This window comes from Methanococcoides sp. AM1 (assembly GCF_900774055.1).
In the GTDB taxonomy this organism is placed as follows: domain Archaea; phylum Halobacteriota; class Methanosarcinia; order Methanosarcinales; family Methanosarcinaceae; genus Methanococcoides.
Map to the genome: position 1 here is coordinate 76,275 of NZ_CAAGSW010000004.1, position 14,533 is coordinate 90,807.

At 45.9% G+C, this 14,533-nt stretch carries 10 protein-coding genes; 2 read left to right on the plus strand and 8 right to left on the minus strand.

Annotation, left to right across the window (positions count from 1 at the left end):
• Positions 1-5 precede the first annotated feature (5 nt).
• Together E7X57_RS07495 and E7X57_RS07500 are read left to right on the plus strand one after the other, a co-directional pair.
• The gene (locus tag E7X57_RS07495; protein ID WP_135612230.1) at positions 6-1,304 is read left to right on the plus strand and encodes an O-acetylhomoserine aminocarboxypropyltransferase/cysteine synthase family protein; all 1,299 of its coding nucleotides are present in this window, start codon (positions 6-8) and stop codon (positions 1,302-1,304) included.
• Positions 1,301-2,767 (plus strand): homoserine O-acetyltransferase, encoded by a 1,467-nt coding sequence (locus tag E7X57_RS07500; RefSeq protein WP_135612232.1) that lies wholly within the window; start codon positions 1,301-1,303, stop codon positions 2,765-2,767. Before E7X57_RS07495 ends, E7X57_RS07500 begins: the two co-directional genes overlap by 4 nt.
• 161 nt (positions 2,768-2,928) lie before the next feature.
• On the opposite strand, the gene ppsA is transcribed toward E7X57_RS07500, so the two are convergent.
• The 8 genes from ppsA to pheA all read right to left on the minus strand — a co-directional run bounded on the left by ppsA (position 2,929) and on the right by pheA (position 14,501).
• Positions 2,929-5,334: a phosphoenolpyruvate synthase gene (ppsA, locus tag E7X57_RS07505; RefSeq protein WP_135612234.1), complete on the minus strand. Its 2,406-nt coding sequence runs from the start codon at positions 5,332-5,334 to the stop codon at positions 2,929-2,931.
• A gap of 188 nt (positions 5,335-5,522) precedes the next feature.
• The gene (locus E7X57_RS07510) at positions 5,523-6,278 is read right to left on the minus strand and encodes a hypothetical protein (RefSeq protein ID WP_135612236.1); all 756 of its coding nucleotides are present in this window, start codon (positions 6,276-6,278) and stop codon (positions 5,523-5,525) included.
• Between the two features lie 123 nt (positions 6,279-6,401).
• Positions 6,402-8,843: a hypothetical protein gene (locus tag E7X57_RS07515; protein WP_371413179.1), complete on the minus strand. Its 2,442-nt coding sequence runs from the start codon at positions 8,841-8,843 to the stop codon at positions 6,402-6,404.
• Positions 8,843-10,714, minus strand: a complete 1,872-nt coding sequence (locus E7X57_RS07520; protein ID WP_135612240.1) for a VWA domain-containing protein — start codon at positions 10,712-10,714, stop codon at positions 8,843-8,845. The genes E7X57_RS07515 and E7X57_RS07520 overlap by 1 nt, the downstream gene beginning before the upstream one ends.
• Positions 10,714-11,595 carry a DUF58 domain-containing protein gene (locus E7X57_RS07525; protein ID WP_135612242.1) on the minus strand — a complete coding sequence of 294 codons (882 nt, stop codon included), beginning with the start codon at positions 11,593-11,595 and terminating at the stop codon, positions 10,714-10,716. Before E7X57_RS07525 ends, E7X57_RS07520 begins: the two co-directional genes overlap by 1 nt.
• A gap of 57 nt (positions 11,596-11,652) precedes the next feature.
• Positions 11,653-12,627, minus strand: a complete 975-nt coding sequence (locus E7X57_RS07530; RefSeq protein ID WP_135612244.1) for a MoxR family ATPase — start codon at positions 12,625-12,627, stop codon at positions 11,653-11,655.
• Positions 12,628-12,677: 50 nt separating this feature from the next.
• Complete coding sequence (locus E7X57_RS07535) at positions 12,678-13,571, minus strand: hypothetical protein (protein WP_135612246.1); 894 nt, start codon at positions 13,569-13,571, stop codon at positions 12,678-12,680.
• A gap of 75 nt (positions 13,572-13,646) precedes the next feature.
• The gene (pheA, locus tag E7X57_RS07540) at positions 13,647-14,501 is read right to left on the minus strand and encodes a prephenate dehydratase (RefSeq protein ID WP_135612248.1); all 855 of its coding nucleotides are present in this window, start codon (positions 14,499-14,501) and stop codon (positions 13,647-13,649) included.
• Between the last annotated feature and the right edge of the window lie 32 nt (positions 14,502-14,533).

Consider the following 14,533-nt stretch of genomic DNA (forward strand, 5'->3'; position numbering starts at 1 on the left):
CAATTATGATTGACAAAAATTATGGATTAGACACATTAGCATTGCATGCAGGACATGTGCCTGACCCGACGGGGTCACGTGCAGTCCCTATTTACCAGACTGCTGCTTATCTCTTCAAGGATGCAGACCACGCAACGAACCTTTTCGCGCTGAAGGAATTCGGCAACATTTACACACGCCTGATGAACCCAACGACCGGTGTTCTGGAAGAAAGAGTAGCTGCCATCGAAGGTGGCACAGGAGCACTTGGTGTAGCTTCAGGCATGGCTGCTATTTCCTTAACAGTACTGGCCGTCACACAGCTTGGTGATGAGATAGTCTCTGCCAACAACCTTTATGGTGGTACATACCAGCTCTTCAATCACACCCTTCCAAAATTCGGCAGGAAAGTGCACTTTGTGGATTCCACAAAACCGGAAGAGTTCGAAAAGGCCATCACCGACAAAACACGTGCCATCTACGTAGAGATAATCGGAAATCCAAAGCTTGATGTTCCTGATCTTGAAAAGATAGCGAAGATCGCTCATGATGCAGGTGTTCCTCTAATTGTGGACAACACCGTGGGTGTAGGAATCGCAAAGCCGATAGAGTATGGTGCAGACATAGTAGTGTTATCCGCAACCAAGTTCCTTGGAGGTCACGGTACTTCCATAGGTGGTATTATCGTAGATTCCGGAAACTTCAAATGGGACAATGGAAAGTTCCCTGAGTTCACAGAACCCGACCCAAGTTATCATGGCCTGAAGTTCTGGGAATCCTTCGGTGATATTCCCGGAATGGGAAATCTTGCTTTCATACTCAGGGTTCGAACACAACATCTGCGTGACCTTGGACCTGCAATGAGCCCATTCAATGCATTCCAGTTCATACAAGGTGTTGAAACACTTCCTTTAAGGGTACAAAGACACGGTGAGAATGCATTAAAGGTAGCAAAACACCTTGCATCCCATCCGCTGGTCGAATGGGTGAACTACCCTGGTCTTGAAGACCACCCTTCCCATGAACTTGCAGGCAAATACCTGAAAGGAAGCTATGGCGCTATCCTCGGATTCGGTGTCAAGGGCGGACTGGAAGCCGGCAGGAAGTTCATCGAGAACGTAGAACTGCTCTCCCACCTTGCTAACATCGGTGATGCAAAGACACTTGTTGTCCACCCGGCATCAACGACACATCAACAACTCACAAAGGAAGAGCGTGAGCAGACCGGTGTAACTGATGATTTCATCAGGATGTCCGTAGGTCTTGAGAATGCAGAAGATATTATTGCCGACATTGATCAGGCTTTAGAGAGGTCTCAGCAGTGAGCGAGAGATCCGTAGGTATTGTTGGAACTAACTATCATACAATTGAAGGTGAGTTCCTCTTAGAAGGTGGGCAGACCCTAAAGGATATTAGGGTCGCCTATGAGACCTATGGTAACCTCAACAAGGACAAAAGTAATGCTATCCTTGTCTGCCATGCCCTTACAGGCGATGCACATGCTGCTGGCAGGCATAGTCCCGATGACCGTAAGCCCGGATGGTGGGAAGATGTCATAGGACCGGGAAAAGCCCTCGATACTGACAGGTATTTCGTGATCTGTTCAAACGTACTGGGTGGCTGTATGGGAACTACAGGTCCTGCATCACTGGATCCCGATACAGGCAAACCGTATGGCATCACTTTTCCAGTGATAACTATCGGCGATATGGTGAACGTCCAGAAAAGAGTGATAGATCATATTGGGATCAAAGTTCTACTTGCAGTGGTAGGTGGTTCCATGGGTGGTATGCAGACCCTCCAGTGGACAGTTGCTTACCCTGACCTTGTGAGGAAAGCGGTCGTTATCGCTTCCACAGCAGTTTCATCGCCGCAGCAGATAGCGTTCAATGAGGTTGGCAGGAATGCCATAGTCTCCGATCCTGACTGGGATGAAGGCGACTATTATTCTGGAAAACCTCCTGTGCATGGGTTAGCCACAGCCAGAATGATAGCCCATATCACTTATCTTAGCGATGATTCCATGCACGAGAAGTTCGGAAGGGAGTTGCAGCAAGGTGAGGGATACAAATTCGATATGTCACATGATTTCCAGGTCGAAAGCTACCTGAAATACCAGGGAGAATCATTTACCGAAAGGTTTGATGCCAATTCCTATCTATATGTGACAAAGGCAGTGGATTATTTCGACCTTTCAAAGAACGGCTCCCTTGCAGAAGGTTTGAAGGAGATTCAGGCAAAGATATTGTTGATCTCCATAACATCGGACTGGCTGTATCCCCCATACCAATCAAAGAAGGTAGTGGAAGCTCTTCTCTTCAATGACCACGATGTAAGCTACCGGGAGATCGAGTCCAGCTACGGCCATGATGCTTTCCTTCTCGAGAGCGGTCACATCAATTATGTGGTTCACAATTTCCTGACACACACATCCGTTGGTGATGTCATGACCGAAGCGGTTGCGACCATCAGGGAAGGTGTGAGCATAGAGACCGCTGCAAAGGTAATGTTTGAGGAAGGACTGACACATCTGCCGGTTGTCAATGAGAAAGGATGCCTTGCAGGTATCGTTACGTCGTGGGATATCTCAAAGGCGGTTGCATTAAAATCCGTCGATCTGGATGATATCATGACAAAAGAAGTGCTTGTGGCAATGCCGGATGAGCCTATCATTGCCGGTGCAAAGCGCATGGAAAGACATAGCATTTCCGCTTTGCCTGTGGTCGATGAAAAGAAAAGGCTCGTTGGAATTATCGATAGTGAGGATATCAACCGGCTGATCGGTTGATCTTTTTATTTTCTATTTTTAGCTGTATTATTTATTTTTTAGACTTTTGATATCTTACATATCTTTCATTTCAGGAATTTCAGATTCTACAAATTGAAATGACTAAAAAAGAAGAATCTACCAAAAACAAGAATGAATGAAAGAGAGATAGCTCTCCCATTTCATTCCATCTCTTTTTCCGTTTCCAGAACCTTTAGTGAGATCTTCATAACCGAATCCGGATTCAAAGAGATCGAGTCGACACCTTCCCTCACAAGGAACTCAGCAAATTCAGGGAAGTCACTGGGTGCCTGACCACAGATCCCGCTGTGTTTGCCATTCCTCTTTGCTCCCTGAACTGCCATGGAAACGATCTTCTTCACAGCTTCATCCCTTTCATCAAAGGACGATGCCAGTATCTCCGAATCCCTGTCCACACCAAGGGTCAGTTGGGTAAGGTCATTGGAGCCTATGGAAAAACCATCGAAGTATTTGCTGAACTCATCAATCAACAGCACATTGCTTGGAATCTCACACATGACATATACCTGCAAGCCATTCTGTCCCCTTTCCAGTCCATTCCTTTTCATTTCAGCGATCACTTTTTCCGCTTCCTCGATACGCCTGCAGAAAGGTATCATGAGGATGAGGTTCGTAAGTCCCATCTCATCCCTGACCTTCTTCATAGCCCTGCACTCAAGTGCGAAACCTTCCCTGTAGCGCTCGTCATAATAGCGTGATGCTCCCCTGAAACCTATCATCGGGTTGCTCTCTTCGAACTCGAAGTATTCCCCGCCGATAAGGCTGGCATACTCGTTTGACTTGAAGTCGCTCATGCGTACCACCACGGGCTTCGGATAAAATGAAGCTACAATGGTGGCTACTCCCTGGGAAAGCTTCTCCACGAAATAGACTTCCTTACTCTTGTATCCGGAGGTGAGTTTTTCAATTTCCTCAAGCACACTTTCGTCTTCGATCTTTTCAGGATGGATCAGTGCCATGGGATGGACCTTGATGTAACTCGTGATTATGAACTCAAGTCTTGCAAGTCCGATACCATCGTTCGGTATCATGGAAAGAGCAAATGCCTCTTCCGGATTTCCGAGGTTCATCATCATCTCGGTCTTTGTTTTTCCTAAGCCCTTGAGGTCAACCGTCTCGATGTGGAAAGGTAATATTCCTTCGTAGACCCTGCCGATATCACCTTCAGCACAGCTCACCGTGACATCCATTCCGTTCCACAGTTTTTCAGTAGCATCCTGTGCACCCACAACGGCGGGGACTCCCAGCTCACGGCTGACGATGGCTGCATGGCAGGTCCTTCCACCTTTGTTTGTGATAATAGCAGCTGCCCGTTTCATAATAGGTTCCCAGTCAGGAGTTGTTGTGTCAGCTACGAGTATCTCTCCCTGTTTGAAAGAAGATAGCTTTGAAACATCATCGACCACGCGGACCTTTCCGACTGCGATCTTGTCACCTACACTTCTGCCAGTGACGAGAACAGTTGACCTCTCATCAAGGAAATAGGTCTCAAGAATATCTTTTCTCTTCCTTGACTGGACGGTTTCAGGTCTGGCCTGTACAATGAAAAGCTCACCGGTGTTACCGTCCTTTGCCCATTCGATATCCATGGGCACAGCCTTGCCTTTCTTTTTAGAATAGTGGTCCTCAATGGTGGCAGCATATTTTGCAAGCTGGAGGATCTCTTCATCGTTGATACAGAATTTCCTCTGGTCTGCAAGGGGAACTTCCACATTACGGGTAAGTATGCGTGAATCCCCGCGTCCGTATATCATTTTTATCTCTTTACTACCCGGCTTTTTCTGGATGATCGACCTGTAACCTTCTTTAAGGGTGGGTTTAAAGACGTAGAATTCGTCCGGATTGACAAGTCCCTGCACGATGTTCTCTCCAAGACCGTAAGCTCCTGTTATGAAGACAACATCTTCGAAGCCGGACTCAGTGTCAATGGTGAAAGTAACTCCGCTGGATGCAAGGTCTGAGCGTACCATCTTCATGACGCCTATTGACAGGCCGACCTTGAAGTGATCAAATTTGTGGTGCACACGGTATGAGATCGCCCTGTCCGTGAAAAGGGAGGCAAAGCAACGATTGCATGCATCCTTCAGGGAGTGGTAACCGTGTACGTTGAGGTATGTTTCCTGCTGTCCTGCAAATGAAGCATCAGGAAGATCCTCTGCTGTTGCAGAACTGCGAACCGCGACATCGGTCTCAGTTCCATACTCTTCACTCAGTTTATCGTAGGCTTCCTTGATCTCTTCCCAGAGGTCATCCGGTATGCCTGCATCGAGTACTATGCTTCTTGCTTTTTTCCCTCTTTCAGCAAGGTCGTTGACATCTCTTGTGTCCAGTCCTTCCAGGGAATCCTTGAGTTTGTCAAGCACACCCGCAGATTCCAGGACATGCCAGTAAGCATCCGCAGTAACCGCAAACCCGTTTGGAATCTTGATATCCTTTTCGGTGAGTTCGCGGTACATCTCACCAAGCGAGGCATTCTTACCGCCAACTGAAGGAATATCATCTATACGTATCTCTTCGAACCATCGAATGTATTTGCTATCTCCCATGATTAAACCCCGGTTATGAGAATAAATTATTCTTTTAACTGTAAATAGGATTATTTTTTAAGGGTATTAGACTTTTGGGAGAAAAGGAGATAGTTGGTAGAAAATGAGAATGATCAAAACGATCTAAAAAAGAAGGCATGGTCAAAAAGCTGATCACTTTTTGTATCCATGCAGTTACTGTTTAAATTTTACTCTGTTAAGACCACGATCTTCAAAGTACTGCTTTGTGGTGGCAAACTTGCTGTTACCATTGGTCCATAGTAAGCTTCTATTCTTGTTCCCTCTGTAAGATCTTCAATGGTAAGTTCATTTCCATTGCTATCTGTGATGGTCGTTTCCTGAGCTGTTACCAGAAAGATATCGCATGGATAACCTTCCCCGATATCACTGTCATCCTGATCAAGAAGCAGGACTGTGTTCTCACTCCAGATTTCAGTTCCAAGGATCGTTCCGATCGTCTTAACAGGCTGTGGTTCGGTTTGGACATCCTCATCAAGTATAACAATGCTAACAGCTCCACTTTGTGGCGGCAGGCTTCTTGTTACCATTGGTCCATAGTGTGCTTCAATTCTTGTTCCTTCAGTAAGATCATCAATTGAAAGCTCGTTTCCATCACTGTCTGTGATGATTGTTTCCTCTCCGATCATAAGGTACAGGTCGCATGGATAGCCTTCCCCGATATCGCTATCATCCTGGTCAAGAAGCAGGACTTTCGTTCCGTCCCATGAGTCGATGCCAATGACAGTAGCAATTGTCTTTATAGGCTGTAGTGAATCACTTTCGGAGATATCTCCATCAACAGTTGGAGCATCTGCTTCAAGTCCTTCGTCGTCGACCATTATCTTATCGCTGCTATCAGTATCGTTCATTATCATAGCACCGGCAGTGATCGTCGAAAGTATGATCAGTATAATTAGTGGGATGTAAGCGTTTTTTGTTCTCATAATATCACCTGATGTGTATCATCAAGTTATAGAACGAACGAATGTTATATATTCATTACTTTAACTACGAACAAATCCGTAGTCTTCTGCATGCGTTTTTTAAAAAATGAAGGTAGAATTAGTTCACTCTGCCCTTTCCCTGTTCGCTGCCCTGATCTCCCTGATTCTTCTTACTGCTATCTCTGTGAGGAAAAGCAGTAATGCTGCAATAAGGAAGAGCAGCTTCTGGCTGACCGGCTGCTCAACGCTCTTCAGGGAGTTAGCCTTTGCATCTGTAAGCAGCAGTGCCAGTGCTTCGTTCTCACTATAGGTTTTACCACCATTAGCCTTGATGAGCACAGGCAGGTCCTCGTTCAGACCGACATCACGATACTCGATGGCATAGTTCACAGCTATCGGATAACCTGAAACATCATGCATTCCGATGTTCTTTGGCTCGATCGTGGTCTCATATGTATTCTGTCCTGTAACCGCAAGCTCAAGTGTCTCTCCCTTGTACTTGAGTTTTGGAATACCTTCATCGTAGCGTGTTATGTAAAGTGTTGCAGGACTTCCAAACCATGTGTCATCTCCTTCGACCACGGTTCCTTCCTCTACCTGCGGATTGCCTATCGCCCAGTTCATGGTCGAGGAGATCAGCTTTGAATTATTACCGGAGTACATCTGTGAGCTCCATGTTGCCTGGCCGCCTTTACCGTTATCAGTAGTAATGGATGCAACTCTCCCAAGCCCATATCTCCATGTGGTGATGACCGGCTTGCCTGTGGCAGTCACAACGATCCTGTCAGCACCTGCTTTTGGTGTAACGTCATTGTAGCCGGTGATGTTACCTTCAACTTCCAGGTTACGGGTTATGAAGTGGTTCGGGTTGTATTCGATAAGCGGGAATGATGTCATCACCGGTTCATCGTCCCCGGTCTCGTCAGGGATGTCCAGATCTTCGAACTCCAGGTTTGCACGTTCGCCTTTCTGGACCGGGAAGTATATTCCGTCCACGCTTTCCATGAGAGTTTCTGCATAGATATTGCCGAACTGGTCCCTCTGTGATGGTGCAACTGATTTGACATGAACATAATAGAATTGGATATCACCATTGTGGATCTCATCTGCTACCACAAGACTGTCTTCATAGGACTGCTCTATACCACCATCAGAAATGATAATGATATCCAGTTCCCCTACCTCGTTCTCAAGCCAGTCCTGTGCAATGAGAAGTCCCTGGTCAAGGGATGTTTCACTGGTCGATCCCGGTGTCAATGCTGAGATGTCCTCTTCAAGCTTCAAGACATTTGCCTGACTTCCAAGGTAGACCAGTCCTCCTGAAACATCGATACCTTCACTTCCAAAGGCGATGACGCCTGCATAGGCATCCCTCAGGTTCTCATCTTCAAGTATGAAGATAGCATTTCCGAGGATGTCGGAAAGTGTCTCATGGTGGAATGTGCTTTGAGAGACATCAAGAACAAGAACAATGCTTCTCCCGCCTTTCCAGTCTGTTGGCTTTGACAGGACAGGCAGAAGATCTTCAAATGATGAGTTCAAATAATTTCCCTGGTCAAATGAGGTTTCTCCTCCCACAACAACAAGACCATTCCCGTCAGTTACAAACTCCTTGAGCATCTCAATATCACTTTCTGAAAGTGTCCTTATGTTACGGTTATCAAGGACTATTGTCTTCTTATCATCAATATTTGTGAACTCGTTCGTGTTGGACACATCATACAGGTTGTACAGTACATTTCCAAGAGGTGCGGAAGTATCACTGGTCATTAGTTTGATCTTCGGTTTGGGTACAACGTAGATAGCCTTGTAGAACTTGTTATTGATACTGTCCTTATCGGATGTAAGCGGTGTAAGGGTAACGCTCAATTCCTGTGCACCAAGTTTCTTGAAAGTATAAGGTACACGTATTGTTCTTGTGCGTGTGTTCTGCGTGAAGGTACCACTCCTGACAAGTGTGTCTCCGGCGTAAACCTCAAAACTATACCTTATCTCTTCATCCCCTGCCTGTGAGACAAGCACATCGAACTGGTTCTCGTTTCCGATGACTACAGTCTTATCGCCCAGGATCTGCACGCTTATATCGTTCTTCTCAAGTTCCGGTTCCACTGAATAAACGGTGGTGCCAACTTCCCCGGCAAACTGGAGAGCTTCTTCGAGATCCTTTCCAAAATTGCTATTACCGTCCGTTACCAGTACGATCTGGTTATCTCCGCTGGAATATTGCTCGACGGCATCCCCCAGAGAAGTGCTGTCACCGGAGAGCCTGACAAGGGTGGTCGGGGTGTTTGCAGTCAGGGATTCATATACCTTGTCGCCGACCCCTTCTTCGAACAATTCCATACTTCCGGTCTCATCCGAGATTATGATCATCTGGGGTGTATCGTCACTGGTGACCTCGCTGACAATTGAAAAGGGGGATGCCAGCGCCACCACAAGCAGTGAAAGCACGATGATGCGTGAAAGTATCAATGTCCTTCTTGCACCTTTTTTTATGAGGTATAGTCCGCCGGCAATTATCGGCAGGATAAGTAATAGTACCAGTGGTTCTTCAAAAGCATACATCATAGCTCACCCCGGCTTCTGATAATAAGTATCTCAACGATCACCAGAAGCATGGCAATAATGATGAGATAGATATCAATGTAATTCTTGGATGTGTAGGTATTTTCCCTCACGATCTGGGAACCTTCCTGGGATGTGGCACGGTCCATGACACCGGATGAATCGATGGTGGTATCAGATTCCATGTCATCATAAAGATTGACAGCAATGTTCTTTCCTGCAACCTCGTATATTCCAACCTCATCATAGAGCAGTCTGCTGGTGGTCACGGTTGCGGAAGGTGTGGAAACGTCCATCTCATTTGGAAGTGCGGAAATCGCACCTGTCTGGACGTTGTAGTCACCGATATCTCCCGCTCCTCCAAGCCATGCGATAAGCTTTGCCCATAGGACAGGATACTCAGGCAGGTTATGGAAATTGTTCCATGCATCCTCGCCAAGCTCATCGCTCAGGCCAAGGTACATCACGGTTCCGTCACCGACACTCCAGTAGGCAAGCATCGGGATGCCTGAATCAGTATCTACAAGTGAGACCGCATCTGCCCTGATGGTAGCGTTAAGATAAGTGTAAACTGCAATATCCTCGAACCTGACATCTTCCGTCAGCCTTGTCTCCTGAACAACTTTGAGGGCTTCCCCATTGTTGCTTTCCATCATGGCAATTGGTTTTACCGGAAGGAACTTGAGCAGGTCAAAGCTTGCAACTACCGGATCAAGTGTTGAGGATGCAATGAACAGTACTTCTCCGCCGTTGTTTATGAAAGTATCAAGTAGTGTAACCTCTTCGGTAGTCAGTGCTCTTTGTTGTGTGTCTATCACGACAACTTTGTAGTCACTGAGATCCGACGGGACGTTGTTCGATTGGGTTGCCCTTATGTTCGGTAGTAACGAAAGTGCAACTGAAGCCGGCGAATTCTTGACATCGGTCACAAGGAGCAATTCGTTGTGAACGTCCGAAGGAATTGATATGTAAGCTGTATTGTCAGTTATGAGGCTGTCATCTTTTGTTATCCTGAGTGTTGAGACGCCGGGTCCAACATTTGTCAGTTTGAACTGATTGGTCGAGAATGGCTTAACCTCAAGTGTAACGCTCTTCTTTGTTTCACTTCCGGATGTATCGATCTCCAGGTTGACGTTCTGTGTGGTTTCCATGTAGTTCTTGACAACACAGTTGTAAGTGTAGCTATTCTCCTCAGCTTCAAGCCAGCCCTGAATTATACCTACGTTGTCAGCAGGCGCTCCAACCCTTACGAAGCTTACCTTCATCCCATAGGATTCCGCAAGTCTCTTTGCAGAAACGGGATCCTCACCTTCCCAGTTGGTAAAATCTGATATGACAATTATTCTTCCACCTTCGTTAGAAAGCATTCGCATTGCATTCGTGATGGAAGTTGACAGGTCTGCCACCGTGCCCTTTCCCGACAATCCGTCCAGCGTGTCCTTTGTAGCCGAGGATCCTCCGGCTTCAAGAACCGTGACCGGAATGTTCTGTGCAAGGATGATGCTGTTCTTCTTGCTGACATAGGTCTTTGCGATCTCAGTAGCACTGTCAAATCTTCCGTCAGTGTTCATACTTGCAGAAGCATCAATGACAAAGACAGTATGCTCTCCACTCAGGCTTTCCTCGGATGTATAGAATGGAGCTGCCACTGCGATGGATATCAGTATTAGAACCAGTAATTGTGCAAGGAATATAGGATCCCTGATAAGTCTTCTTAAGTTAGCGAACCGCTTTTTCTTCTGTTCTGCCCGCATCAGGAACATCAGGGAAGGGATCTTCAGCTGAAGTGGCTTTGGTCGTAACAGGTATAGTATAATGAGTGGGATCACACTTGCAAGGGCTGCAAGTCCGAGTATATTGTCAAAAGGCATCAGACCCGCCTCCCGTTAATTGTGTGGAAGAACGCATCAAATACGGGGGTATCAGTTGTGAATGTAAAGAAATCGGCACCGACATGGTCGCAGATCTTTTTAATTCCCTCAATGTGTGCCTGTAGTTCTTCCTGATATTTATCCTTAAAATTATTACTGAGGTATGTCTTCAGTTCATCATCTGTTTCAAGGTCCAGGAGCTTTACATGTCCGTGTATGGATAGATCGCTTTCGGAAGTATCCAGCACCTGTATAAGCATGAGGTCGTGATGTGATAAACGGTAGATCGCTGATTCAATGGAACTTAAGTCCTCCATGAAATCTGAAATAATGACAACAAGTGACCGTGATCGTATAACCCGCTCATATTGTTCAACACAGCTGTTCAATGCGGTCTTTCCTTCAAGTTCCACGTCTGCCAGCCGGTCGATATCCCTGAGAAGGTAGCGTCTGCCCCTGTGTGTCTGTGAGATAGTAATGTCCTCGGCATATGTGGATATGGCGAACTTGTCGTTGTCCTTGGTGACAAGATATGCAAAACCGGCTGCAAGCATGGCTCCATACTCGTATTTTGTAACATCGCCAGTGGAATAGTCCATGCTGTTGCTGGCATCCAAAAGTATGTGGGTGGTTACTGATTTGTCCTCTTCGAACTCCCTTACATAGAGTTTTTCGGACCTTGCATATACGTTCCAGTCGATGGATTTGATATCATCTCCGGGGTGATATTCAACATATCCAAGGGTATCAAGACCGCGACCGCTATGTGTTGAACGCCTGCTTCCTGCATAGACACTGGAAACCCGCTTTCTTACCATGAAAGTAAAGCGGTCCAGCTGGCGGAAGAAATCCACATCGATCCTGTGTTTCCTGTCACTCATGGTTTAATATCAGTTTTCGTTATTCATTGGCTTACACTTACTACATTTATCGGGATGTCATTTGACCTTTGACAGTATTTCCTTAATGACCTGATCCGGTGTGATCCCACGCCTTTCAGACTCGAAGGTCAGGAGGATCCTGTGCCTTAAGATCGGATATGTCATGGCCTCGATATCCTCGTTGCTGACAAAGTTCCTGCTGTTTACCAATGCACGTGCCTTTGCTGCAAGTATCAGACCGATGGATGCCCTTGGTGATGCACCATATTCGATAAAGTCGGTCCATTTGCGGGTTGCCATCACGATCTTTATCGCCCTTTCTTTCAGATCATCAGCAATTGGCATATCCCTTGTTAGGCGCTGTAACTGTAGTACCATTTTCTTGTCAAGTACCTTCCTGACATGTGGTTCATCATACTGCGTGTAGCGTCTTACGATCTCTTTTTCTTCCTCGAAGGACGGATAGTCCAGCAGGACCTTCAAAAGGAACCTGTCAAGCTGTGCCTCCGGAAGAGGGAAAGTACCTTCCATCTCAATAGGGTTCTGAGTTGCAAGTAAGAAGAACGGTTTGTCAAGCAGGAACGTATCATTTCCAACGGTAACCTGCTTTTCCTGCATAGCTTCAAGCAATGCTGACTGGGTCTTTGGAGAAGCACGGTTAATCTCATCTGCAAGGACGATATTTGAAAAGATGGGACCTGGCTCGAATTTGAATTCCTTGCTTCCGCCTCTTTCCTCTATGATATGTGTACCTGTTATATCTGCAGGCATAAGGTCCGGAGTACACTGAATCCTGCTGAAATCAAGGTCCATTGTCCTGGATATAGTAGATACTGTCAGTGTTTTTCCAAGTCCGGGATTGCTCTCCATCAGTGCGTGGCCGTTGCACAGGATCGCAATGATGATCTGTTCAACTGTCTCTTTCTGTCCGACTATGACCTTTGATATCTCATTGAAAAGTGCTGCAAAGGCATCTCCAGCACCTCTGTAGACCTGTTCAAGTTCACCGGATCCGGCGTCATTGGAATTCATTTAATGTTCTCCTTGGTATGCAATCGATCGAATATGTTAATGTGATATATTTAGTTCTTAGCCATCTCTTCAAAGTATTCCTTTATAATACTCTCATACCCTTCAGGGAGTTGCTCATAATAGGCAGGGGATGAGATAAGTCCAACCTCATAGGCGGACGAGCTCACAAAATCAGGTGGCAGCTCCTCACCTTCTTCACCTGCTGTAAAACCTGTTCCTGCTCCCGGAGGAAGTGAGAGATCTACCTCTTCTCCTTCAACCACTATTACAGCCGGCTCACCCATAAGATCTTCATCACCGCCGTTCCCGTCTCCGTCATCCTCCAGTACAAATATCTCGTCAGGAGATGTTGCATTCTCTTTGCCGACTACGGATGCTATGTCTTCGATCAGACCTGCAAGTTCACCGGGGTCAACGTCTGACTGGTAGTCGGTAAAGATAACGAAACTGAAGATTGCAAGAGAGACAACAAGAAGTGCCATGCTTGCCTTGAACCTCTTCTTTTCGAGAAGCTCGGAAGAGTTTACCTTTGAAGCGATCTTGAGGACATTGTCCATGAGCTCGTCAACAATGATGTTATGGAGATTCTTGTTATCGTTTGCAGTTCGTAACCTCTCGTTCAGTGAAGGGAACTTTTCTTCGATAAGTGGTACTATCTGTATCTTCCTGTCCCTGAAGTGTATAGCAAACGTGAGCAGGACTGCAATGAAGATGGATATTAATGCAAGGAACAAGATCCCGGCCGAGATGGCATCAGAAGGACCGTATGTTGAATCTGCGTATAACTCGAAGGTCCTGAATTTAAAAAGCACCTGGTCGATCTTCAGTATCTTCAGCAGAGTGAACAATATTAATGTGATAATGGAAAAATCAAGTATCTTATAGATACGCTTGTATTTATTAGCAGCAGACTCCTGTTTTTTAATAAATGCATCAATATCCATAAGTACAGATCCCTTAATGATGGTTTTCTAAGATTACTATGACCACTATTTATCCCTTTATATAAAAATATGTGTTTATTTGTCCAGAAGATAGCCCTTATATGAGCCAAGAACCTTTAGCATGGACACTTTGGAATCAATATGATAGAGAGCATCTTTTATAACTGCATCGGATGCGCTTCCTTCCAGATCTATGTAGAAAAGGTAGTCACCGAGCGAGCGTTTGGATGGTCTTGACTCGATCCTTGTAAGATTTATGTCCCTCTTTGCGAATTCACCGAGGATCTCATAAAGGGAACCAGCCCTGTCATTCCCGATATCGGCTATTACGGATGTCTTATAGACATCAGTTTCATTGATATTGCTTTCATCCATTTCCCCGTCAATTTTCCGGATGGCAATAAAACGAGTGTGGTTCTGTTCCCGGTCCTGAATATTTGGCATCAGTATGTTAAGACCGTAGGCTTCTGCTGATTCCTTTGATGCAATGGCTGCCATTTCTTCAAACTCGTTGGCAAGTTTGGCAGCATGTGATGTGCTTCCTGTTGTGCGTATCTCCACATCCTTGAAATGTGTCCTTATGAACTGCCTGCACTGTGCAAGTGCCTGTGGATGTGAAAGTATGATCCTGATGTCGGAGATATTCCCTTTGGATAGCAGGCAGTGTTCGATCGGTACAACGACCTCTCCTATTATAGTAACATCACTTTCAAGCAAAAGATCAAGCGTTATGCCCACTGAACCTTCGATAGAATTCTCAATAGGAACGATCCCGATATCGGTCCTACCTTCGATAACCGCGGAAAATGTATCGGTAATATCATCATAGTATAACAGGGATGCTTTTCCGTCGATGCCCTGTTTTTTCATCCAGCCTTTTGCAGCTTTATCTGAGTAGGACCCTGCAGGTCCAAGTACGCCAACGATCATCGGTTAGAATGGGACTGCTTTATAAAAATAGT

What these genes read in the sequence shown, in the direction of transcription:
- E7X57_RS07525 (WP_135612242.1), bottom strand. Translation starts at nt 11,595, where the DNA reads ATGAGTGACAGGAAACACAGGATCGATGTGGATTTCTTCCGCCAGCTG.
- E7X57_RS07530 (WP_135612244.1), bottom strand. Translation starts at nt 12,627, where the DNA reads ATGAATTCCAATGACGCCGGATCCGGTGAACTTGAACAGGTCTACAGA.
- E7X57_RS07535 (WP_135612246.1), bottom strand. Translation starts at nt 13,571, where the DNA reads ATGGATATTGATGCATTTATTAAAAAACAGGAGTCTGCTGCTAATAAA.
- ppsA (WP_135612234.1), bottom strand. Translation starts at nt 5,334, where the DNA reads ATGGGAGATAGCAAATACATTCGATGGTTCGAAGAGATACGTATAGAT.
- E7X57_RS07495 (WP_135612230.1), top strand. Translation starts at nt 6, where the DNA reads ATGATTGACAAAAATTATGGATTAGACACATTAGCATTGCATGCAGGA.
- E7X57_RS07510 (WP_135612236.1), bottom strand. Translation starts at nt 6,278, where the DNA reads ATGAGAACAAAAAACGCTTACATCCCACTAATTATACTGATCATACTT.
- E7X57_RS07515 (WP_371413179.1), bottom strand. Translation starts at nt 8,843, where the DNA reads ATGTATGCTTTTGAAGAACCACTGGTACTATTACTTATCCTGCCGATA.
- E7X57_RS07520 (WP_135612240.1), bottom strand. Translation starts at nt 10,714, where the DNA reads ATGCCTTTTGACAATATACTCGGACTTGCAGCCCTTGCAAGTGTGATC.
- pheA (WP_135612248.1), bottom strand. Translation starts at nt 14,501, where the DNA reads ATGATCGTTGGCGTACTTGGACCTGCAGGGTCCTACTCAGATAAAGCT.